Source organism: Chitinophaga rhizophila (assembly GCF_019492185.1).
In the GTDB taxonomy this organism is placed as follows: Bacteria; Bacteroidota; Bacteroidia; order Chitinophagales; family Chitinophagaceae; genus Chitinophaga; species Chitinophaga rhizophila.
Genome location: NZ_JAICCF010000001.1, coordinates 752,697 through 774,500 on the forward strand (window position 1 = coordinate 752,697; position 21,804 = coordinate 774,500).

The window sequence follows — 21,804 nt, forward strand, 5'->3', positions numbered from 1 at the left end:
TGTGATATGATATCTACTAAGCAGCACTGGAAAATTGCCGTTCTGGATATGTATGAGCATGTACCCAATGAGGGTATGCGCTGTATACGGGAAATACTGAACAGCTATGCAGCACAGCATGGTCTGGATATGGTCTTTCATGAGTATGAAGTCCGCGTGGAACAACAATTACCGGATCTCTCCTACGATATCTATATCTCTACCGGAGGCCCGGGCAGCCCCCTGGACAGCGAAGGCAGCGAGTGGGAAGCCCGCTACTTCAAGCTAATGGAAGATATCAGGCAGTGGAATGATACGGCGGCAGACAAAAAACAGGTCCTGCTCATATGCCACAGCTTTCAATTGATGTGCCGTCATCTCAAATTAGGTAATGTATGCAGACGCAGATCTCCTGCATTCGGAGTATTCCCTGTACATAAAACTGATGCTGGTGAAGGTGAACAGGTATTCGGTGAACTGCCAGATCCATATTTCATTGTAGATAGCCGCAACTGGCAGGTGATAGAACTCGATCAGCAACAGATGGACGCTACCGGCGCAAAAGTATTGGCGCTTGAAAAAGAAAGGCCACATGTACCACTGGAAAGAGCAACCATGGCCATCCGCTTCAGTGACTACTGTATCGGTACCCAGTTCCACCCGGAAGCTGATGCTACCGGCATGCGCATGTACCTGATGCAGCAGGAGAAAAAGAACCAGGTGATCACAAACTATGGCGCAGAAAAATATTACAGCATGCTTGAACAGCTCTCAGATCCTGACAAAATCATGCTGACACACGATGAATTTATCCCGGCATTCCTCGATAACGCAATTTTTAAACAGTCCGTTTCAGGCAATAACATGGAAGTATAAGCAAGTAACTCACTACCCGCCAACAGACTTTAATCTACCATCATGATCCCTTCCATACGTACAGCATATAATCATCAGTTCACCGACAAACAATACCACGACTTTCTCGAAGGTATTGCGCTGGAAGCAGGTGAAGCACCTGTTTTTAAAGTGGCAGAAACCCCGGTGTTTATCCCGGCAACCCTTACTGCCCAACTCATACAAGCGTGTGATGAAATCATTGCCGTGATCATGCGGCCTGACTTTAAAGAACTCACCCGCCATGCGATCCCTCACCAGCTGAAAGCCCCTCATGAAAATGATCATCCTCATTTCATCGTGATTGACTTTGCAGTGTGCCGGGACGAACATGGAGAACTTACGCCCCGGCTAATAGAACTGCAGGGTTTTCCATCGCTGTATGCCTTTCAGGAACTGATGGCCCGGCAATTCCGCACACATTTCAATATCCCGGATACAGTCAACAATTTCTTCGGCGGATTAGACAGTGAAAGCTATTTCCAGCTGCTGAAAGAGGTAATTGTCGGCAACTTCAACCCTGAAGAAGTCGTGCTGCTGGAAGTCAAACCTCATGAACAGAAAACACGGATAGACTTCTACTATACTGAACAACGCCTGGGTATTAAACCGATATGTGTAACTGAACTGATACAGGAAGGTAAAAAACTGTACTACGAAACCGGCGGCGGAAAAGTACAGATCAGGAGAATCTATAACCGGGTAATATTTGACGATCTGCACCGCCAACAGGAACACCTTGGCAAACATGTTAGTCTGTTACAGGATCTTGACGTGGAATGGGTCACCCACCCCAACTGGTTTTACCGCATCAGTAAATACATGCTACCTTTCATACACAGCGAATATGCACCAAAGAGCTGGTTCCTCCATGAACTGCCGGTCATTCCTGCTGATCTGGAAAATTATGTACTGAAGCCTTTATTCTCCTTTGCCGGACAAGGTGTACTGATCGATGTGACGCAGGCAGATATTGACAGGATCACTGATCCTGAGAACTGGATATTGCAGCACAAAGTGCAATATGACCCTGCCATTGTTACTCCGGAAGGCCCTGCTTACTGCGAAATCAGAATGATGTACATATGGCCGGACGATAGTCCGAAGCCATTACTCGTACATAACCTGGCCCGCATCAGTAAAAGTAAGATGATCGGCGTTACGCAAGGTAAGCCTCAACAGTGGACAGGTGGCAGCTGCGCCTTCTTTGAGCAGGAACTATAAGCTCTGCTTGTCTTTCTGCAACTGCGTCTTCAGCTTATCATAACTGATATCCTGAACAGCTTTTTTACTGTCAATCGCCTGGGCAGCGGCAGTAGCAGCGCTTTGTCCCAGGATCATAAATACTGGCTCCATCCTCACTGAACCGTACGCAATATGTGTACAGGACAAACACACCGGCACCAGCAGATTGTTGCACTCCTGCTTTTCAGGAACAATAGCGCCATAGCTGATGCGGTAAGGTACTGGTATTTCAATGCCTATATCGCCTTCATTCTGTACAGTGCCATCTGCCTGCACATATCTTTGGGTATTGTGAGAATCCAGGGTATAAGAGCCCATCCCTACTGATTGAGATACCGGCTTTTTGCCCAGTACCTCATTTTCTGTCATCGTTTCTCTACCTTTCAGGCGTCTGGCTTCACGGATGTACAGCTGGTGCGGCCAGTGATTATTGTCTTTGAACTCATCACGGGCTAATCCCCACTCCTTCATGCGGTTGCGTATCTGTTCAGGCACCCTGGCATCTGTTCCGATGAAATACAATAGTCCCTGCTGATACGTCTGGTGCGCAGCAATAATCTCCTTCCTCTTCTCGTAAGTAGCTTCCGGATAATCGTAATTCATGCCAATGTAATCCATGCTGAACGGACCATGGTTATTGACATCCGTTTTATGGTTAGGGATAGGATCGAACTTGTTAAACGTCTCATTCCAGCCGGTTTCAAATACGCGCAGCAGCAATGCATACTGTGTAGAATCATAACCTGCCGGACGAGGCACAGGCATCCGGTTGGCAGGAAGATCGGTGAGACAGAGGCGGAAGCAGTAAGCTTGTATTTTGTTATCACCACTTCCCTTTTCTCCCGGCGGCAGGGCAGATATCTGCGGCAGCAGGCCACTGGTAGCATCTCCGGGAATCTTATAAGCGCTTACCGGTTTCTTAAAATGGTGGCCATGGTGAAATACGTCTGTCTGCACACCTGCCCACTCTTCTCCAAACTCTTTCACACCTTCCCTTCCTACGCGGTATGACACGCCCGCAGCTGCCATCAGATCGCCTTCATAAGTAGCGTCTATAAACATCTTACCCTCATAGGTGTTACCGCTCAGGGTTTTGATAGCCGTGATGCGGTTGGCTTTTTTAATGACACCTTTCTCTCTATCCAGCCATTCATTCCGGATCACTTTTATACCATATTCTTTGACAAAGTCTTCAAACACTTTCTCAGCCACATGAGGCTCAAATATCCACATGGTACGTTCCGTACCATCTATGGCTGCGGTACCCTGGCCTTTATTACCATAGGCAGATTGCTGCTGCCAGTTCCAGGCTCCTGGTTGCTGGTAGTGCTGGTATATGCGATGGTAAAACTCGCGGGCCAGTCCGCCGATTACTTCTTTATTACCGGTGTCAGTGAAACCAAGGCCGCCGGAAGAGAGACCGCCAAGATGCTTATCAGGTGATACAACAACGACTGACTTATGCATTTTGCTGGCCTGTACAGCAGCGGTAATAGCCGCGGAAGTGCCGCCATAAATAACAATGTCAGTTGCTGTAGTGGTCTGGGCAATGGTATGCGTAAATGACAGGGAGCACGAAAGGCACAGTGCTATCAGGTATTTCATAACGGTGGATTGAGCGGGTTGACATCAGGGATCCGGATGGGTGGCCCGGGGTGGAAATATAGTGGTTATACAAAGTAAGAAGCCTTCCGGGCAGTATCGCGCTGCAGCGTGGTACATGCCGGAAGGCATTGTTATTTTATCAACTGATGGATTATTTACCAAACTGGTCCTGCCATGCAAGCATACCACCAGCCAGGTTCTTAACATTCTGGAAGCCCATTGTTTCCAGGATCATAGCTGCTTGTCCGCTACGACCGCCGCTGCGGCAGTAAACAATCACTTCTTCTCCTTTCAGGTCTTCCAGTTCATCCACCTGCATGGCACGGATGTCGCCTAATGGCACCAGCTTACCGCCGATATTGAAATCCTCATGTTCATGCGGTTCCCTTACATCTACCAGATGCAGGTTTTCGCCGCTGTCAATGCGCTGTTTCACTTCTGCTGCGCTAATATTTTCCATGGCTGTGAATTTTTAAGTTTTTGATTTATACAGCAATATAAGGTATTGTACGATTAATCCTCCTGTTCAACCGGTGGAGCAGGTACTACACCACTATCTTTTTCAGGACGGGTGTTGGATAGCCAGATATCGACAGACTCACCCGCACGCACCATATTCAGTTCATTCAGGCTGTTTCTGCGCATCGGTGTCTGCTTCACTACAAATGCGTTAGCTGTATCTCTTACAGAAGGATCGATGATCACCGTACCAAGTCCGAGGTTGCTGGCGCTCAGTGTTTCTTTTGCTTCCATGAAGGTCATACCTACCAGGTCTGGTGCAGGATTTTCGGTATTACCGGTACCACTGCTGAGTACAAGGGTGATATTACTGCCTTCCGGAATATCACGGCCTGGTTTAACAGGTTTACCATTCAGTAACTGCTGTAACACCGTGTTAGTGGCAAAGTCAGGTTTGTAGATAGTATCACCTACATTCAGCCTGAGACTATGCAAGGTCATTTCTGCACTACGGAAGGTCAGACCGGTAAGATCAGGCATCTGCACCATCGGCGGAATGACCTTATTTACTGTAAGATAAATAGTACGACCTACTTTTACAATAGATCCTCTGGCAGGTGTCTGTTCCCACACAGCAAGGCCCGGGAGGCTGTCTACAAAGATAGAATCTCTTACATCCACTCCGAATCCTGCATTTTCGAGGATCATAGTGGCTTCCTGTATATTTTTCTTGTATACATCAGGGACGGTAAGGGTATCCCCGTGTTTTGTGATAAACCCTAGTAATGAAAAGAAAAGCAGCCCCAGTACGGCAAATATGCCTACTACAACCAGCAGGTTGAAGCCGAAGGAGCGTTTGGTTATTGACTTGAACACAAATTATATTTTAACGTTAAAATGAACTCAGGTGTTACTTCCTCAGGCATTCTTCAATTAATGTGCCGTAAAACTCCTGCAGGGTCATACCGGCGGCCCTTACCTGCTGAGGAACGATACTGTTTTCTGATTGTCCGGGCATAGTGTTAACCTCCAGGAAAAACAGGCGGTTGTTTGCTTCTTCCCAGATGAAATCCATCCTTACAATACCACGACAGTTCAGCTTATCATACAGCTTTTTAGCAGTCTCCTGGATCAGCGTCAATACATCTGCCGGCGCTTCGGCGGGCGTTACTTCCCTGGATACGCCTGGTGTATATTTGGCTTCGTAATCGAAAAATTCTTTACCGCTGATGATCTCTGTAGGAGGAAGTACGGTCAGTTGACCATTGGTTTTATATAAACCACAGGTAATTTCCCTTCCTTTTACAAACTCTTCGATGAGAATCTGTACATCTTCATGGAAGGCTTTCTCTATAGCCGGCGCCAGCTCTTCAGCGGTATTTACTTTAGACATACCGATGCTGCTACCACCTTCGGCGGGTTTTACAAACACCGGCAATCGCAGTTCCTGCAGAATAGCCTGGGTATCAAAAGGCTGATCTTTGAAGATATGTACTGATTTTGATACGTTTACAACATCAAGAGCAGCTACTACTTTGTTGCAGTAGCTCTTATTAAAGGTCAGGGCAGAAGATACCATGCCGCAGCTGGTGAACGGAATACCCAGCATTTCAAAGTATCCCTGCAGACGTCCATCTTCACCCGGCGTACCGTGTATACCGATAAATACAGCATCAAATGTCACCTTGTTTCCATTGATAGTCAATGAGAAATCATTTTTATCTACCGCTACCAGCTGACCGTCTGCACCTGTGTAGTTCCATCCATCGCGGGTGATAGAGATCTTATAGACATCATACTTGCTGCTATCAAGATGTTTTTCTATCACGGCTGCACTCTTCACTGAAATTACATATTCACCGGAGTACCCACCGGCTACCAGGGCGATGTTCTTTTTCATATATAATTTAATAATAAGCGGATAAAGTTAATAGAAATTAGTGGATGTGCACTTTTTTTAGGACAAAAGAAAAGGGAAGAAAGTTTGATCCTTTCTTCCCTTCAGGTTCCGGCATGCGTTCCGATTATTATCGATGACCAGTTACCGGTTAGTTCCTTAAGCTTCCTGTATGATGATATTACATATGTAATTTTTCTTTCTTAGCCAGCAGTTCGTCTACTGTTTCCTGGTACATCTCGTCAGGAACACAGCAGTCTACCGGGCAAACAGCTGCACATTGAGGCTCTTCATGGAAGCCCTGGCATTCTGTACATTTGTTTGGAACGATGTAATAACTATCTACAGCAATTGGCGCATTACGCTGATCAGCAGCAATTGAAGTACCGTCCATCATTACGAACTGGCCTTTAATTGATGTACCATCAGCCATTGCCCACTCAACACCACCCTCATAAATAGCGTTATTTGGACACTCCGGTTCACATGCGCCACAATTAATACATTCATCTGTTATCTTGATTGCCATAGTATAAACTTTTTGTTTAAGTAGTAAGCCATTAATTTTGCAGACAAAAATAGAATATCTAGGTTTAAAAAGTTAATTATTTATACAGATTCAATGAGCAGTATAGAAAAAGTAGCAGCCCTCGTGCGTTTGGGTCAATACCTGTCAGGCAACGATTCTGCGTTACAGACTGTGAAAGACCGAGCATTTCAGGCTAACGGATGGTTCACTCACAACTTCATTGATCTATCCCTGCAAAATATTTGCCGTTATTATCTTGACGAGTCAAAGCTGAACAGCTGGCTCTCAGGTTATCCTGCTCCCACCGCTTCTCCCCGTTCAGTCGGGATCGTGGCAGCCGGCAATATTCCGCTGGTAGGTTTCCATGACTGGTTGTGCGGTTTCCTGAGCGGCCATCAGGTACGCCTGAAGTTATCTTCCAAAGATACAGTGCTCATGCAGCATGTAATAGACAAGATGAGCGAATGGTATCCGCAATATGCACAGCAAACCCTTGTACAGGACATGCTGAAAAACTGCGACGCCTATATTGCTACCGGTAGCAATAACTCTGCCCGTTATTTTGAATATTACTTTGCACAGTATCCGCATATTATCCGTCGCAACCGTACTTCTGTAGCTATCCTTGATGGTACAGAAACAGTTGCTGAACTGGAAGCCCTCGCAGATGATGTGATGTTGTATTTTGGCCTGGGATGCAGGAATGTTACCAAAATATTCGTGCCTGAAGGATATAACTTTGAAGCGCTGATACAAGCCTTCCGCAAGTATGCCCACCTGGCCGATCACCATAAGTACAAGAACAATTACGACTATAACCTGGCCCTCATCCTGCTGAATGGATCGCCTTATATGGCAAATGACAATATCATCCTGGTAGAATCGGGGTCTATTTTTTCGCCAATCAGCGTGCTGCACTATGGCTATTACACCAGCGCTGCTACACTGGCAGAGGAGCTGCAAGCCAGCAATGACCTCCAATGCCTGGTGGGTCACGGATATACCGCTTTCGGTAATGCACAGCAACCCGGCCTTTCAGACTATGCTGACGGCGTGGATACCATGCAATTCCTGACTGGCTTGTAACAGGCCGTACTTCATATATTATTACGGGCAGCACTTTGACAGAGCTGCCCGTTTGCATTTCCAGGATACTGATAAACCGTCATGTGTTATACCCTGTAAGAATGACGGTTCTGTCGGTTAAATAGACATCATCTTGTCATGAAAAGCAACAATCTGTCAGTCTCCGCGTTAAGATCATATTAACTATTCATATAAAAATGTGTTAAAGTAAACGTGGTATACAACGTTCACTGTTACGCCCCCTTAAATTTGTGTCACGAGGCATGTAAATTGATATTCATTCCTTATACTATCATTTAAAATTTTAAACAACGAAACATATGAAATTCCGGCAAATTGCGGCAACTGTTCTTATCAGCGCGGCAACTGCTGTTGCCAGCATCTATGTGTACAGCAGATACCAACCCCGGCAGACAGGCCCCTATCAAAATGGATCACAGGATATCCCGGTTAATTACGCCAGCTACATGCCCGGCGCAAATGCTAAAAACGCCACACCTCCAACTGATTTCAGCCAGGCAGCAAAGATTGCTGTACCAGGTGTAGTGCACATTAAGACCAAGATAAATCCAAGACAGGTTACCAATAATCTGCAGAGAAGAAGAAGTGTGTTGCAGGACCTTTTCGGGGATGATTTCTTCGGAGATGAATTTCAGGGAGAAGGCGGCGGCCGTAAATATTATATTCCAGGTCAGATGGCCTCCGGTTCCGGTGTGCTGATCTCTGACGATGGTTATATCATCACCAACAACCACGTAGTGGATGATGCTGACGAAATAGCAGTGACATTAAATGACTACAAGACTTACAAGGCAAAAGTAATTGGTACTGATCCAAGCACTGACCTGGCAGTGATCAAGGTAGACGCTAAGAATCTTCCTTACCTGCTGTATGGTAACTCTGACGATGTAGAAATCGGACAATGGGTGCTGGCTGTAGGTTATCCGTTAAACCTGGAGACTACTGTAACTGCAGGTATCGTGAGTGCAAAAGCACGTACGATCGGTATTAACAAACAGGTAAGAAGAAATGCGATTGAATCATTTATTCAGACGGATGCTGCCGTAAACCAGGGTAACAGTGGTGGCGCATTGATTAATACTGCCGGAGAACTGATCGGTATCAACTCCGCAATCGCTTCCCCTACGGGCGCTTATGCAGGTTACTCCTACGCTATTCCGGTGAACCTGGTAAAGAAAGTAGTAAATGACCTGATGAAATATGGTAACGTACAACGCGCTTACCTGGGCATCTACTACCAGGATCCTAACAGCATTCCTGAAGATAAATGGGAAGAAGCAGGTATCAGAAGAGATATCAGTGGCGTACCAGTAACCGGTGTTCTGGAAACTGGCTCCGCTGCAGCTGCAGGTATCAGAAAAGGTGATATTATCACAGGCATCAATGGTGTGCAGACGCCTTCCATCCCTCAGATGACAGAACAGATTGCACGTTATAAACCAGGTGATAAGATCAGCATCAGCTATATCCGTGATGGTAAACAATATTCACAGTCAACCGTACTGAAAAATGCCGATGGTACTACAGATATTGTAAAGAGCAGCGTACTGGATGCACTGGGTGCAGACCTGTATACACTCAGTAAATCAGAAGCAGCAAGAGCGGGTGTACGCGGCGGTGTATATGTCAATAACATCAGCAGCGGTATACTGAAGAAACAAACCAATATGAAGAGAACCTTCATTATACTGAAAGCGGGCGGACAACCAGTAAATTCCATCGAGGACCTGAAAAAGGTACTTGATAAAGAAAAGAAGGTCCAGCTTGAAGGGGTATACCCGGAATTAAACGGTGTATATTATTATAATATCGATCTGGCTAACGGACAAGAGTTTTAGGATTTCATATAGGTTTATAGGTTAAGGATGGAGGGTCCCGGGAGTTATCCCGGGACTTTTCTTTTGCGGGCTTTGCAGCCGGTTTAAGTTTTACGCCATCCCGCTACCAAAAGGTCATCTTAAGGGCACTTCGATATCCCCGGGATATTGAAGTGCCCTTAAGATGACCTTTTGATGCCTGATAAATATGAATAATAAAGCGGCATCAGGCGATAACTCGCTGATTATGAATTGTAACAAACACAAAAAGACGCCATTACAGCGTCGTCAGTGAAAACAATGGGTTATTCCTGCTTATAAATTGATGACCCCTTTCAGTTGGGCAAAAAATTCATCTTTCTTGCGGGAAGAGATGGGAATGTTTTTCTGATCACTCATAACTACCGCAGTACCAAGACCTTTTATAATCTTTACGATATGATGAATGTTGATAAGGAAAGATTTGTGTACACGATAGAAGCCTTTGTCAGATAGCATTTCTTCGTACTCTTTCAATGACTTGGAGATCAGGTGTGATACGTTGTTGATCAGCTGTATTTTGGTATAGCTGTCAAATGCCTCGCAGTAAATTATGTCTTTCAGATCAATGACGTTATAACCATCATTTACCGGAATCACTATTTTGGAGAATGCGTTATCGTTATTCTTAACGTAGTCCTTCAGGATGGAAGCCAGTTCATTCAGGCGTCCTTTCTTGCTTTTCTTTACTTTTTCCAATGCATCTTCCACCTCACTCACCTTGATAGGCTTGAGCAGATAATCCAAGGCGGCAAATTTAATTGCCTGTAAAGCATATTCCTGAAAGGCCGTAATGAAAATAACCTCGAAGTTAAGGACAGGGAACATTTCCAGTAACTGGAAACCATTATGGGGCGGCATTTCAATATCAAGAAACAGCACGTCGATCTGGGTATTCTTGATCATTTCCGCCGCGTCATGAATGTTCTGCGCCTCTCCCGCTACCGTAACATCTTTACAGTAATTCTCCAGAATATTTCGCAAAATATGGATGTTGCGGACTTCATCGTCTACGATCGCAGCTTTTATATTACTCATAACATCTTAACAATGGGAATCAGAATTTCAACCAGGGTACCCTCCTTATTGCCGAAACCAGACTTAAATTTATCAATAATTTCTAACTTTCCAACATTTCCATTAAAAGATTTTATAATCTGCAACCGTTCTCTGATCACGCTCAGTGCAGTGGATTCATGCTTCACCAGCCGGCCACTTTTGATCTCATTGGCACGGTCCCAGCCGATGCCGTCATCATCTACGGAGCAGTATAACAGATCTTCCCGGAGCACCAGTTTCACTTCCAGTCTGCCGCTGGCATTCTTGGGCGCTAAACCATGCTTGATAGCATTTTCAACAATTGGCTGTATGATCATGGGTGGTATGTAGATCGTATAATCTTTTAAGTCATCCTGCAGGACAAACTGGTAGGTAAACACGTTGGCAAACCGGATCTTTTCCAGTTCAATATACCTGTTCAGGAAAGCTATCTCTTCTTCCAGGGAAATATGCGATTTCCGCGAGTTATTCAGCATCTGGCGCATCAGGGTGGCAAAGTCTGCCAGGAAGTTCAGTGCCTGCTTCTCTTCTTTTTCCATGATCAGGTGTTGCACTGAGTTCAGGGAGTTAAAGATAAAATGCGGGTTCATCTGATTGGTAAGCGCCTTGGCTTCCAGTTCTGCTATCCGTCTGTTGTACTCTGTTTTACGCATTTCCGCCCGTTGTATCCTCCTGATCACATCCCGCAGGATAAAGGCAACCAGGGTCATACCCAGCAGGATCAAAATTCCCCTTGCCCACCATTGCTGGTACCAGCGGGGTAGTATCGTTACCGTAATCACCATCGGCTGACTCCAGTTACTGCGGTATTTCCTGGCCCTGATCTGTAACTGATAAGTATCTGGTTGCAGGCCGGGGAAAGGTACAATATTGGACATTGTAGTGATCCATCCGCTGGAAGTATCACTGGAAAAGTTGTACTGGTACTCAACAAGGTCCGGCAAATCGTAGGCAATAGCGCCAAATTCCACTTCAAACGAGGCTTTACGCTGAAACATGAGTACAAACTGCTTACCCGGCAGGTAGGTACTGTCGCCATAACGTACATGATTCAGGTAAATAGCCGGAGGCATCGTATCTACAGGCATCTTGTCGTCCAGGAAATAACTCAGTCCGTTAGACGTGGCTATATACAGAACGCCCTGCTGATAATATACACCCCGGGTGTCGTCACTCATCAGTCCATCATTTGAAGTGATATTACGGATCAGTGTCTGGGTCTTTACATCTATAACAGATACGCCTTTGTTGGTAGACAGGTATAAACGGCCTATACCATCATAATATAGTTGCTGACAGATATCACTTACCAGTTTGTCGGCAGTACTCAGGTGTTTAACCACCCTGTTGTTACGCAATACATACAGGCCATGGTCACTGGTACCGATCCAGAGGTGCCCATCGATCCACTTCAGGTCTTTAACACTTCTGTGAAGGGCGGAATCGGTACCTGGTATCCGTAATGTGCGCAGGGCATCATTACCATATAATAATCCGGCGCTGGTACCGACATAATAGGCTGAGTCATTAATGCTGGTCACGGAGGTGATCAGGTCATCCTCTACCCCAACGCTGTAACCGTCAGAGATCACCTGGTCTTTGGTAGCGACCCGTATCTTACCTGCAGGAGTGATATCCACATCCTTCAGTGTCTTGACAGGTTTCAGCAGGGAAGCCTTCTGCCGCGCGATATTGAAAAGGAACAAGCCATTATCTGCCCCGATCAGCATTTCATTCCGCTTATAAGGCAGGATGGTTACAATACTGTTACGGCCACTGGTGGTGTCCAGGTTAAACTGCCTGATCCTGTTATTGCTATCTATTGTATTGAGTACACCGGCATTCTGTCCTACCAGCAGGGTACCCGTCTTTGGATCCCTGGCAATACTGAAGATGGAGTGAGAGTACAATCCATTGGTATTATCCAGGTAGTTAAAGTAGAAGTTCTTGTAAGGGATGTTATAAACGCCATCACCGAAGGTCGTGATCCAGATGTTACCGTCGCGGTCTTTCAGCAGGGAGGTGATATAATGATTTTCCAGTAGCCGGGCAAGGTTCCGTTCTCCACTGAAAAAGCCTTTCATGTAATATAGGGCTCTGGGCGTACCTATCCATAGGTTGTCGTTATCTACGCAGATATTGCTGATCTCATCTTTGATACCCCATTCATTGCCATTGAAGAAGCAGACCACTTCTTCTTTAGAGTAGGCGTACAGATTATTGTTGATGATGACCACCGGATTTTTCCGGATACGCTGGATAACATTCCTGGGTAGGGGGAAAGGACAGCTGCTAAGTATCTTCTGATTAGGGTTATAGATATCCTTGAGCGTATTCAGGTTGAAATACTGCTGCAGCGGTTTGAAGATAGTATCATTGCGCAGGAAGTAGAATACGTCAGTCGGTTTAGCGCCTAGTTTATCATAGGTTGTTTTCCTGCCGCTGTATTGGATGATGCGGTTGTCAGAATTAAGGAACCATATGAAGCCGGCGTAATCCTCGAACATGTATTGCATGTATTGTCCGCGGGAATCGACATGCAGTGAAGAATCATTCTGGCCGGTATGGATGGTGGAGTTCCAGTAAAAGGAAGGGAGACCGTTGAGGGTGGAGAACCAGACCCGCCCTTTGGAGTCGGCGGATAGTTTTACGACATCGTTATCAGTAAGTCCGTCTTTTTTCAGGTAGTTGCGAAAGCGTTTGCCGTCGAATTTACTGACGCCGGTAGGCGTAGCAAACCAGATAAAACCATCTTTATCCTGCACGGCGTCGTAGACGGTAGCGTTAGCCAGGCCGTCCTTTACGTTATAATTACGGATCATCAGCCCCTGAGCAGCGGCATGATAACCTGTGCTCAGGACCAGTAATATCCACCACAAGAATATATAACGGACCTTAGGCATCCAGATGTGTCTGATTTAAATGTAAAACCCGGCAGTACTGCGCGACTGCAGGTACTGCCGGTAAATCTTTAGTAAGCGCGGGCAAAGAGTACACGCTGCGTAGATGGTTTACCTGTAAGGATACAGGTACCTTCTTCCAGTTTATTATTTAATGGAATGCAGCGGATGGTTGCTTTTGTCAGCTCCTTGATCTTACCTTCTGTTTCGGAGGTACCATCCCAGTGAGCAGAGATAAAGCCACCTTTTTCATCCAGCAGGCGTTCAAACTCTTCTATGGTATCAGCTGGCGTAATATGATCGTCTCTAAAGGCAAGTGCTTTATTGTATAACTGCTGCTGAATTTCTTCCAGCAGTGCAACGATACGGTCAGCCAGGCCATCCAGTGGCAGGCTTTCTTTAGTTTTAGTATCGCGGCGGGCTATTTCAGCCACATTATTTTCCAGATCACGTGCACCCAGTGCGATACGCACAGGAACACCTTTCATTTCGTATTCTGCAAACTTCCAACCCGGACGGTTATTATCTGAATCGTCGTATTTCACACGAACACCAGCTTTTCTCAGCTCGGCGGTCAGTTCATTTACCTTGGCATCAATTTTCGCTTTCTGCTCGTCCCCCTTATAGATTGGTACGATCACTACCTGTAGTGGTGCGATGCGCGGAGGCAGAACCAGACCGTCATCATCACTATGCGCCATTACCAGCGCACCGATCAGGCGGGTAGACACACCCCAGGAGGTAGCCCATACATAGTCCAGTTTGTTCTCTTTATTAGAGAATTTCACGTCGAATGCTTTGGCAAAGTTCTGACCCAGGAAATGAGAGGTACCGGCTTGCAGCGCTTTACCATCCTGCATTAATGCCTCGATACAATAAGTGTCGAGCGCGCCTGCAAAACGTTCAGCCGGAGATTTAACACCTCTTACTACTGGCAGCGCCATATAGTTCTCAGCGAAGTCAGCATAGACTTCCAGCATCTGCTGCGTTTCAGCGATGGCTTCTTCCGCAGTAGCGTGGGCAGTATGTCCTTCCTGCCAGAGGAACTCTGCCGTACGCAGGAACAGGCGGGTACGCATTTCCCAGCGTACAACGTTTGCCCATTGGTTGATCAGCAGCGGCAGATCCCGGTAGGACTGAATCCAGTCCTTATATGTATTCCAGATAATTGTCTCAGAAGTAGGACGAACGATCAGTTCTTCCTCCAGTTTAGCGCTGGGATCAACAACCATTTTGCCTTCGGGATCCTTCATCAGACGATGGTGGGTCACAACGGCGCATTCGGTTGCAAATCCATCTACGTGTTCAGCTTCTTTGCTCAGAAAGCTTTTGGGGATGAATAAGGGGAAATAAGCGTTCTGATGTCCAGTCTCTTTGAATTTGGCGTCCAGCACGTCTCTCATGCCTTCCCAAAGCCCAAAACCATATGGCTTAATTACCATGCAACCTCTCACGGCAGAGTAGTCTGCCAATCCTCCTTTCAGAATTAAATCATTATACCATTGTGAATAATCTTCAGAACGGGCTGTGATCTCTTTACTCATATCAAAATTGAAATATTTATAACCTGATATAGCACAATATATAAATATGGCTTAATATTTGTACTAAATATATTACCAAAAGGTAAAATGTCACAAACCTACATGAAAATCAGAAACGTGCAAATAGTTTGCTAAAATATTATGAGTGGTTAGATATTAATGTAGCATTAACCTTTCTTTGAGCTAAAAATAGTGTAAATTTACTATAGAAATCAGGCTAAAAAATTCCGACAATGAAATCAGTTCCATACCTTGCTTTGTTGGCGGCGCTTGTCTTAAGCAGTTGCTCTTCAGCATACAAAACTACGCAGACGCCGGACGACGTTTATTACTCTCCGCGAGTGAAACCCGACTACGGAAATAACAACCGTGATGACGACAATGATGCATATGCTAACTCAAATGATGGTGATACATATGTGACTTATGAGGATGAAGATCCGGGTGATTATTCCCGTCGTATCAGCAGGTTTAACCGTAATCACACGGGCTCTTACTACGATTTTTACTCCCCTAACGTATACTCAGGGTTCTATGGTAGTCCATACTATGGCAGCGCCTGGGGTATGAACAGCTTCTACGGAGGCGGTTGGGGATTTGGTAATCCTTACTACAACTCCTTCTGGGGTCCATCCATCAGCATTGGCGTTGGTTACGGCTGGGGCTGGGGTTCCGGTTGGGGACCAGGCTGGGGTTATAATCCATGGAACAGCTGGGGTTACAGCCCATGGTATGGTGGTGGATTCTATGGTGGCGGATACTATGGTCATCCAGGCTTCTGGGGCGGTCATGGCGGTGGTTACTACGGATCAGCTTTCCCTGGCAGACGTACACGTGGCAGCTTTGGTAGCAGCTATGCGCCATCCAGAGTTGTTGGTGGCAGAACGCCGGTTCCAGGTGGCCGTACGACCAGAACAGATTATACGCCATCAAGAAGAGGTAACGGCGGTACTAACCCGGGAGGCCGTGTTGTAACAGGTTCTAACACTAATCCTGGTGGCCGTGGCAGAGGCGATGGTTCTTACACACCAAGAAGAACATTTACGCCTTCCTCCGGCGAACGTCCTGTAGGTGGTAGTGTTGGCGGCGGCCGTAACAGCGGTGGTTACAATCCTCCGACCAGGTCTTATCAGCCACAACGTTCTTACCAGCCAAGCCCATCTCCTTCTTATACGCCAAGATCTGGCGGTGGTGGTGGTTCCATTGGCGGCGGCGGCGGTGGTGGTCGCGCAGGAAGGACCAGAAACTAATACCGAAAGATGATTTGATCATTGATATTCTAAACTGTACCCTGGTCAAAGGCCAGGGTATTTTTTAACCCATAAGTATCATTAATTCTACTATATGCTAAAAAGACTGGTATTCGCCATTGCATTGACAGGAACGTCCGTTTCCCTGCATGCGCAGACGATAGAAGACGTATTGAGATTCAGCAAAAGTTCACCGTCAGGAACTACAAGAGGACAATCTGTAGGTAGTGCATTAGGAGCACTGGGCGGGGAGCCATCTTCCATCTATATGAACCCGGCCACCATTGGGTTCTTCCGAACAAACGACTTTTCTTTCACCGTAGGTGCACAGAATATTTCCAATACCGGCACCTACCTGAATACAACCGATAGCGATAATAAATTCATTCCGCTGATTTCCAATATCACCATGATATACGGAGGCAGAAGGAAAAAGCCCGGCAGTAAATGGCAGAACTTCAGCTTCGGACTGGGATTAAACCGTACACAGAACTATAACGAGCGGATATACTATACCGGGACAAACAACAGTTCTTCTCTGTCACTCAATTACTACCTGGATGCGGAAGCAGCGGGTATCAGAGATCCGGAAAATCAGTTAGGTGTTAATGGCGACCAGATTGTTGGTTCGCTGGCACACACATCGGCCCTCGCCTATCAGACCGGCCTGATCTCTCCGTTTACAGTGAATAATCAGCCGGATGGCTTCTTCTACTCCGCAGCGCAGGCTACAGATAGAAGTGTGCTGGTAAGGCAGGAGAATATGATCAATGCTAGAGGCGGCGCAAATGAGATCTCCTTTGCTTTTGGCGCTAACTACGATGATAAACTGTACCTGGGTGGTAGTGCAAATATTCCTACCATCACTTACAAACATGACAGGACCTGGAGAGAAACGAATCTGAACACAACTCCGACCGATCTGAATGAGTTTGCAGTAACTGAGTCGCTGAAGTCTGAAGGAACGGGTATCAATCTGAAAATAGGTGGTATCTATCGTCCGGTAAAGTCACTGAACCTGGGCGCTACTTTCCATTCACCTTCCTGGATGACATTCACGGATACTTACAGGAGCACAATGGTGACTTCTACTAAAACATTTGAGGTACTGGAAGCCTCCTCTACTCAGACCAACAATGGTTTTGATGATGAATCCAAGTATACCATCCGTACACCATGGAAAGGCGTGTTAAGTGCTACTTACCTGTTCAGTCCCTCTGCTGATACAAGGAAACCAACAGGGTTCATCTCCTTTGACTACGAATATATGGACTATGCGTCTATGAGAATGCGGTTCCGTAACGACCAGGTATTCGATAAAGAAGATTCACAGCTGCGCAATGACGCTATAAAAGATACTTACAAAGGCGCTTCTAACATCCGTGTGGGCGGCGAGTTAAAATTGCATGTCATCGCATTCCGTCTGGGTTATGCCTTGTATGCAAGTCCATACAAGAATAGTGAGATTGATGGCAAACGTGAGTTCTTCACAGGTGGTATAGGTTACAGGAACCGTGGCTTCTATATGGACCTGGGTCTGGTATACGGTAGTAACAACCGTACAGACCAACCATATGTGTTATCCTCCAATGCAGATCCGCTGGATAACTATACGACTCCTGGTGCAGCTACGATCAGAAGTAAGTCAACAAATGTAAATGCTACTTTCGGATGGAAGTTCTAGGCTGAGCGTAACTAACTGGTATAAAAAAAGGCGTACGATTAGTCATCGTACGCCTTTTTTATATGATCCATGTGATCAGGCTATTTACTGAGTTTCTTTACCACACTATCCAGTAGTCCGTGACCGGCTTCAAACCATTGAAAGCTTGTATCTTTCCGGAACCAGGTCAGTTGTCTTTTGGCATACTGGCGGGTATGAATAATGATCTGTTCTACCGCTTCCTCCCAGGATATCTTACCATCCAGGTAGTCAAAGACCTCTTTATAGCCGACAGTCTGCAGCGCGTTGTGATTACGATAGGGTAATACTGCCCGGACTTCCTCCAACAGGCCTTGTGCAACCATCAGATGTACCCTGCGGGCAATGTTATCGTGCAGTTGTTCTTTAGGCAGGGTTACTGCGGTTTTGACAATCTGGAAATCACGCTTTGTCGTATTGCCGGTACGATAGGTTGTAATGGATTGGCCGGTAGCGTACAATACTTCCAGCGCTCTCATTAGGCGGTGCGGGTTTTGAATTTCCGCATTTGCGTAGAAGGCGGGATCTTTTTCCTGTACTTCCTGCTGTAACCAGGCCATTCCTTCCTTTTCAAAACGCTCCTGGATGGACAGTCTGATCGCCGGCGGAGTCGCGGGGATATTGTCTATTCCTTCACAGAAGGCTTTGATATATAGGCCGGTACCGCCACACATAACCGCTACGTCATTAGTCTTCCAGATCTCCGCAGCATATTCCAGGGCCAGTTTCTCATAGAGGCCGGCGTTGACTTCTTCCTGAATAGCATGCGAATTAATGAAATAATGAGGAACAGTACTCAGTTCCTGAGGACTGGGTTTTGCGGTACCAATACTTATTTCACGATAACATTGACGGGAATCGGCAGAGATAACGGCCGTATTGAAGTGTTGGGCCACTTCGATTGCTTTGGCTGTTTTACCCGCTGCTGTAGGACCAGCGATAATTATAATTGACTTCAACGGCAATAAACTGATTAGAATTAAAAAATCAGGAATTAAGGATTAATACTCACAGGATGTGTTGTGTTAGTAATCCTTAATTCCTGACTGACTAGTACATATCGTCGTTGCCTTGTTCTTCACCGCCATCATCATCCTGGTCGGTATTATCTTCTTCTCCTTCTTCGCCGAAGCCGTCTTCGCTCATGCCCTCTTTATTGAGGTCATATTTCTCTTCCATTTCAACGAGTTTATCGCCAACGAGACCTTTGGTACCGTATTGGCTGGGAGCGAGACCTTCTTTTCTGGTGCAGAAAGGATAGGCAATTTTAGCATTTTCGTCTTTGGATACACCGATGAGTTCTACGAGGAACGTCCAGTTTTTCGCATAGTCATAGAGGTATATGAACTTCTGGTTGGGTGTTTTTACAGCAGCGGCGATAGGCGTTTCTTCCATTATCAGCGGCTCAACTTTGCGGGTAGCGCCATCCTGTTCGAGGATAATCTCTCTGCCCCGTTGCCAGTTATCATTGCTACGGAAAAAGGTCGCTTTATGTTTATTGTCAAATTCGAATGACTGTAAAATAGTTTGATGAAATTGTAAAAATGTCTGGTCTGGCTTAATGGAAATATCCCTGTACACACTTTCATCTTCTTCCCAGTAAACTCTGAATTTCAAAACAGGCATGACAATAAAAGATTTTATGAATAATCTGGTATTTCAGAAAAAGGGATACATGCAAACATCACACCTAATCCTGAAAAGAGCAGTGTTAACATTAATTAACACTACTAAATTAACATTTTTATTTAACTGGCGTCAAATCCATTGCTTTCGCTTTTTCGAGCAGGAAAGCATAGGCGGCATCGTAGGTATTGGGAATAACCCCATCCAGGATGGCTTCGCGGATGGCATTTTTGAGATCGCCTACTACTCTGGAAGGGGGTAAGCCGAAGGTTTCCATGATCATTTCACCGGTAACCGGTGGTTGCCAGTTACGAATACGATCACTTTCTTCTACTTCTTTCAGGCGTTGGCGTACCAGTTCGAAGTTTTCCAGGTAGCGCTTTACTTTTACCCTGTTCTTAGAGGTGATATCTGCTTCACAGAGCATCATGAGTCCTTCTATATCATCACCGGCATCAAACAGCAATCGACGTATAGCAGAGTCGGTTATATTTTCCTTTGTTACGCTGATGGGGCGCAGATGAAGTTCTACCAGTTTCTTTACGAGCCGCATATTTTCATGCAGGGGTAGTTTCATTTTGGTAAAGATGCGCGTTACCATTTTACCACCTACTGCATCATGTCCGTGAAAGGTCCATCCATGTCCGGGTTCAAAGCGTTTAGTGGCTGGTTTACCAATATCATGCAGTAATGCTGACCAGCGAAGCCAGAGATCTTTGGTATTACGGGCGATATTATCTACCACCTGTAAAGTATGATAGAAGTTGTCCTTATGGCCTTTTCCTTCTACCATCTCCACTCCTACAAGGTCTACCATCTGGGGCAGAATGATCTTCATGATACCGGCTTTATATAACAGATCCAGTCCTACGGATGGTACCGGGGAGAGCATGATCTTATTAAATTCGTCGGTAATACGCTCCTGGGTGATAATCTTTATACGTTCTGCATTCTCTTTGATGCCCGTGAAGGCTTCATCAGAGATAGTGAACTGTAGCTGGGAGGCAAAACGGATGGCCCGCATCATACGAAGCGGATCATCGATAAAAGTCTGTGCAGGTTCCAGTGGCGTTCTGATAATCTTTGCTTCGAGATCAGCGATTCCTCCGAAAGGATCTACGAGGCTGCCGTAATCTTCTTCATTCAGACTAATAGCCAGGGCGTTAATCGTAAAGTCCCTGCGCAGCTGATCATCTCTGAGTGTGCCAGGCTGCACATCGGGGTTACGGGAGTCATGGCGGTAGCTTTCTTTACGGGCACCCACAAATTCTATTTCCAGGTCGTTCCATTTCACCTGGGCGGTACCATAGGTTTTAAAGAAGCTCACTTTCGCATTGTCGAAATAGCCGGCTACTTTATGCGCGAGGGCAATACCATCTCCTACGCATACGACATCCATATCTTTGGTACGTCTGTTCAATAATTTGTCCCGCACAAAGCCACCGATCAAATAGCAGGGCGTACCCAGTTCCTGGGCTGCTAAAGCTATCTGTTCCAACACTTTCCGTTCCTGCAGGGTACAGGGAATATCTATAGGCTTTCTGCTGATCATAAACGAATAAAACGGCAAAAATAGGTTTTTTTATCTGATCACTTCAATACTGCCATCTTTCCGCAACCGGATGATCCTGGAAGCCTGCGCGGGGGTGGTGTCATCCTGGCGGTACCCCACCACGTGATCTACACCGTTCCTGATTGCCATACTTACATCAGCGAAGGTAGCAGGTGATGGTTGTCCGCTGATATTAGCAGAAGTAGATACTAACGGTTTACGCAGCCGTTTGATGAGATGGCGGCAGAAGGTGTCTTTTACGATACGGATGGCTACAGTGCCGTCGCTATTGATTACATTGGGAGCGAGGTCAAGTGCACCTTCATAGATGACGGTGGTAGGTCTGTCAAAGCCTGCCAGGACATCTGCGATATCGGGGCTGGGATGGGCCACATATTTCAGCAGATCTTTCACATCTGCCAGCAGAATGACGAGGCTTTTCGCCTCGGGGCGTTGTTTGAGTGCAAATACCTTTTTTACTGCCTCTTCGTCGGTCGCATCACAACCGATCCCCCAGATGGTATCAGTGGGATATAATATCAATCCTCCGGAGCGTAGCACCTGGAGGGAGGCAGTTACATCATTTTCAAAATCAGTCAT

At 46.0% G+C, this 21,804-nt stretch carries 18 protein-coding genes; 6 read left to right on the forward strand and 12 right to left on the reverse strand.

Annotated features, from left to right (window positions below):
• Window positions 1–6: 6 nt before the first annotated feature.
• Both K1Y79_RS02790 and K1Y79_RS02795 read left to right on the forward strand, forming a co-directional pair.
• Window positions 7–855, forward strand: coding sequence for a type 1 glutamine amidotransferase (locus K1Y79_RS02790; protein WP_220248478.1), 849 nt, complete (start codon window positions 7–9; stop codon window positions 853–855).
• Between the two features lie 42 nt (window positions 856–897).
• Window positions 898–2,097: a hypothetical protein gene (locus K1Y79_RS02795; RefSeq protein ID WP_220248479.1), complete on the forward strand. Its 1,200-nt coding sequence runs from the start codon at window positions 898–900 to the stop codon at window positions 2,095–2,097.
• Here the strand turns inward: K1Y79_RS02795 and K1Y79_RS02800 are convergent.
• The 5 genes from K1Y79_RS02800 to K1Y79_RS02820 all read right to left on the reverse strand — a co-directional run bounded on the left by K1Y79_RS02800 (window position 2,092) and on the right by K1Y79_RS02820 (window position 6,608).
• Entirely contained in the window at window positions 2,092–3,723 is a 1,632-nt protein-coding gene (locus K1Y79_RS02800; protein ID WP_220248480.1) for an FAD-dependent oxidoreductase, read from the reverse strand. The two genes, K1Y79_RS02795 and K1Y79_RS02800, sit on opposite strands and share 6 nt — an antisense overlap.
• 151 nt (window positions 3,724–3,874) lie before the next feature.
• On the reverse strand, window positions 3,875–4,183 hold the full coding sequence (locus K1Y79_RS02805) for a rhodanese-like domain-containing protein (RefSeq protein ID WP_220248481.1): 309 nt from the start codon (window positions 4,181–4,183) through the stop codon (window positions 3,875–3,877).
• A gap of 53 nt (window positions 4,184–4,236) precedes the next feature.
• Window positions 4,237–5,058 (reverse strand): PASTA domain-containing protein, encoded by an 822-nt coding sequence (locus tag K1Y79_RS02810; protein WP_220248482.1) that lies wholly within the window; start codon window positions 5,056–5,058, stop codon window positions 4,237–4,239.
• A 34-nt stretch (window positions 5,059–5,092) separates the two neighbouring features.
• Window positions 5,093–6,082, reverse strand: coding sequence for a D-alanine--D-alanine ligase (locus tag K1Y79_RS02815; protein WP_220248483.1), 990 nt, complete (start codon window positions 6,080–6,082; stop codon window positions 5,093–5,095).
• Between the two features lie 178 nt (window positions 6,083–6,260).
• Window positions 6,261–6,608: a 4Fe-4S dicluster domain-containing protein gene (locus tag K1Y79_RS02820; RefSeq protein ID WP_220248484.1), complete on the reverse strand. Its 348-nt coding sequence runs from the start codon at window positions 6,606–6,608 to the stop codon at window positions 6,261–6,263.
• Window positions 6,609–6,701: 93 nt separating this feature from the next.
• Here K1Y79_RS02820 and K1Y79_RS02825 point away from each other — a divergent pair, with 93 nt between their 5' ends.
• Both K1Y79_RS02825 and K1Y79_RS02830 read left to right on the forward strand, forming a co-directional pair.
• Window positions 6,702–7,694, forward strand: a complete 993-nt coding sequence (locus K1Y79_RS02825) for an acyl-CoA reductase (RefSeq protein WP_220248485.1) — start codon at window positions 6,702–6,704, stop codon at window positions 7,692–7,694.
• 320 nt (window positions 7,695–8,014) lie between these two features.
• On the forward strand, window positions 8,015–9,553 hold the full coding sequence (locus K1Y79_RS02830) for a trypsin-like peptidase domain-containing protein (RefSeq protein WP_220248486.1): 1,539 nt from the start codon (window positions 8,015–8,017) through the stop codon (window positions 9,551–9,553).
• Between the two features lie 294 nt (window positions 9,554–9,847).
• On the opposite strand, the gene K1Y79_RS02835 is transcribed toward K1Y79_RS02830, so the two are convergent.
• The 3 genes from K1Y79_RS02835 to proS all read right to left on the reverse strand — a co-directional run bounded on the left by K1Y79_RS02835 (window position 9,848) and on the right by proS (window position 15,074).
• The gene (locus tag K1Y79_RS02835) at window positions 9,848–10,609 is read right to left on the reverse strand and encodes a LytR/AlgR family response regulator transcription factor (RefSeq protein ID WP_012793534.1); all 762 of its coding nucleotides are present in this window, start codon (window positions 10,607–10,609) and stop codon (window positions 9,848–9,850) included.
• A complete protein-coding gene (locus K1Y79_RS02840) occupies window positions 10,606–13,533 on the reverse strand; it encodes a sensor histidine kinase (protein WP_220248487.1) in 2,928 nt (975 codons plus the stop codon). Before K1Y79_RS02840 ends, K1Y79_RS02835 begins: the two co-directional genes overlap by 4 nt.
• Before the next feature lie 68 nt (window positions 13,534–13,601).
• Window positions 13,602–15,074 carry a proline--tRNA ligase gene (gene proS, locus K1Y79_RS02845; RefSeq protein WP_220248488.1) on the reverse strand — a complete coding sequence of 491 codons (1,473 nt, stop codon included), beginning with the start codon at window positions 15,072–15,074 and terminating at the stop codon, window positions 13,602–13,604.
• Between the two features lie 233 nt (window positions 15,075–15,307).
• Here proS and K1Y79_RS02850 point away from each other — a divergent pair, with 233 nt between their 5' ends.
• Both K1Y79_RS02850 and K1Y79_RS02855 read left to right on the forward strand, forming a co-directional pair.
• The gene (locus tag K1Y79_RS02850; protein WP_220248489.1) at window positions 15,308–16,324 is read left to right on the forward strand and encodes a hypothetical protein; all 1,017 of its coding nucleotides are present in this window, start codon (window positions 15,308–15,310) and stop codon (window positions 16,322–16,324) included.
• A gap of 94 nt (window positions 16,325–16,418) precedes the next feature.
• On the forward strand, window positions 16,419–18,008 hold the full coding sequence (locus K1Y79_RS02855; protein WP_220248490.1) for an OmpP1/FadL family transporter: 1,590 nt from the start codon (window positions 16,419–16,421) through the stop codon (window positions 18,006–18,008).
• Between the two features lie 80 nt (window positions 18,009–18,088).
• Here K1Y79_RS02855 and miaA read toward each other — a convergent pair whose 3' ends face one another.
• The 4 genes from miaA to K1Y79_RS02875 form a co-directional block, all read right to left on the reverse strand.
• On the reverse strand, window positions 18,089–18,985 hold the full coding sequence (gene miaA / locus K1Y79_RS02860; protein WP_220248491.1) for a tRNA (adenosine(37)-N6)-dimethylallyltransferase MiaA: 897 nt from the start codon (window positions 18,983–18,985) through the stop codon (window positions 18,089–18,091).
• A 91-nt stretch (window positions 18,986–19,076) separates the two neighbouring features.
• The gene (locus tag K1Y79_RS02865) at window positions 19,077–19,652 is read right to left on the reverse strand and encodes a plasmid pRiA4b ORF-3 family protein (RefSeq protein WP_220248492.1); all 576 of its coding nucleotides are present in this window, start codon (window positions 19,650–19,652) and stop codon (window positions 19,077–19,079) included.
• A gap of 118 nt (window positions 19,653–19,770) precedes the next feature.
• Window positions 19,771–21,204: a CCA tRNA nucleotidyltransferase gene (locus K1Y79_RS02870; RefSeq protein WP_236059459.1), complete on the reverse strand. Its 1,434-nt coding sequence runs from the start codon at window positions 21,202–21,204 to the stop codon at window positions 19,771–19,773.
• Window positions 21,205–21,234: 30 nt separating this feature from the next.
• Entirely contained in the window at window positions 21,235–21,804 is a 570-nt protein-coding gene (locus tag K1Y79_RS02875; RefSeq protein ID WP_220248493.1) for an L-threonylcarbamoyladenylate synthase, read from the reverse strand.

What these genes read in the sequence shown, in the direction of transcription:
- K1Y79_RS02790 (WP_220248478.1), top strand. Translation starts at nt 7, where the DNA reads ATGATATCTACTAAGCAGCACTGGAAAATTGCCGTTCTGGATATGTAT.
- K1Y79_RS02795 (WP_220248479.1), top strand. Translation starts at nt 898, where the DNA reads ATGATCCCTTCCATACGTACAGCATATAATCATCAGTTCACCGACAAA.
- K1Y79_RS02800 (WP_220248480.1), bottom strand. Translation starts at nt 3,723, where the DNA reads ATGAAATACCTGATAGCACTGTGCCTTTCGTGCTCCCTGTCATTTACG.
- K1Y79_RS02805 (WP_220248481.1), bottom strand. Translation starts at nt 4,183, where the DNA reads ATGGAAAATATTAGCGCAGCAGAAGTGAAACAGCGCATTGACAGCGGC.
- K1Y79_RS02815 (WP_220248483.1), bottom strand. Translation starts at nt 6,082, where the DNA reads ATGAAAAAGAACATCGCCCTGGTAGCCGGTGGGTACTCCGGTGAATAT.
- K1Y79_RS02820 (WP_220248484.1), bottom strand. Translation starts at nt 6,608, where the DNA reads ATGGCAATCAAGATAACAGATGAATGTATTAATTGTGGCGCATGTGAA.
- K1Y79_RS02825 (WP_220248485.1), top strand. Translation starts at nt 6,702, where the DNA reads ATGAGCAGTATAGAAAAAGTAGCAGCCCTCGTGCGTTTGGGTCAATAC.
- K1Y79_RS02830 (WP_220248486.1), top strand. Translation starts at nt 8,015, where the DNA reads ATGAAATTCCGGCAAATTGCGGCAACTGTTCTTATCAGCGCGGCAACT.
- K1Y79_RS02835 (WP_012793534.1), bottom strand. Translation starts at nt 10,609, where the DNA reads ATGAGTAATATAAAAGCTGCGATCGTAGACGATGAAGTCCGCAACATC.
- K1Y79_RS02840 (WP_220248487.1), bottom strand. Translation starts at nt 13,533, where the DNA reads ATGCCTAAGGTCCGTTATATATTCTTGTGGTGGATATTACTGGTCCTG.
- proS (WP_220248488.1), bottom strand. Translation starts at nt 15,074, where the DNA reads ATGAGTAAAGAGATCACAGCCCGTTCTGAAGATTATTCACAATGGTAT.
- K1Y79_RS02850 (WP_220248489.1), top strand. Translation starts at nt 15,308, where the DNA reads ATGAAATCAGTTCCATACCTTGCTTTGTTGGCGGCGCTTGTCTTAAGC.
- K1Y79_RS02855 (WP_220248490.1), top strand. Translation starts at nt 16,419, where the DNA reads ATGCTAAAAAGACTGGTATTCGCCATTGCATTGACAGGAACGTCCGTT.
- K1Y79_RS02865 (WP_220248492.1), bottom strand. Translation starts at nt 19,652, where the DNA reads ATGCCTGTTTTGAAATTCAGAGTTTACTGGGAAGAAGATGAAAGTGTG.
- K1Y79_RS02870 (WP_236059459.1), bottom strand. Translation starts at nt 21,204, where the DNA reads ATGATCAGCAGAAAGCCTATAGATATTCCCTGTACCCTGCAGGAACGG.
- K1Y79_RS02875 (WP_220248493.1), bottom strand. Translation starts at nt 21,804, where the DNA reads ATGACTGATTTTGAAAATGATGTAACTGCCTCCCTCCAGGTGCTACGC.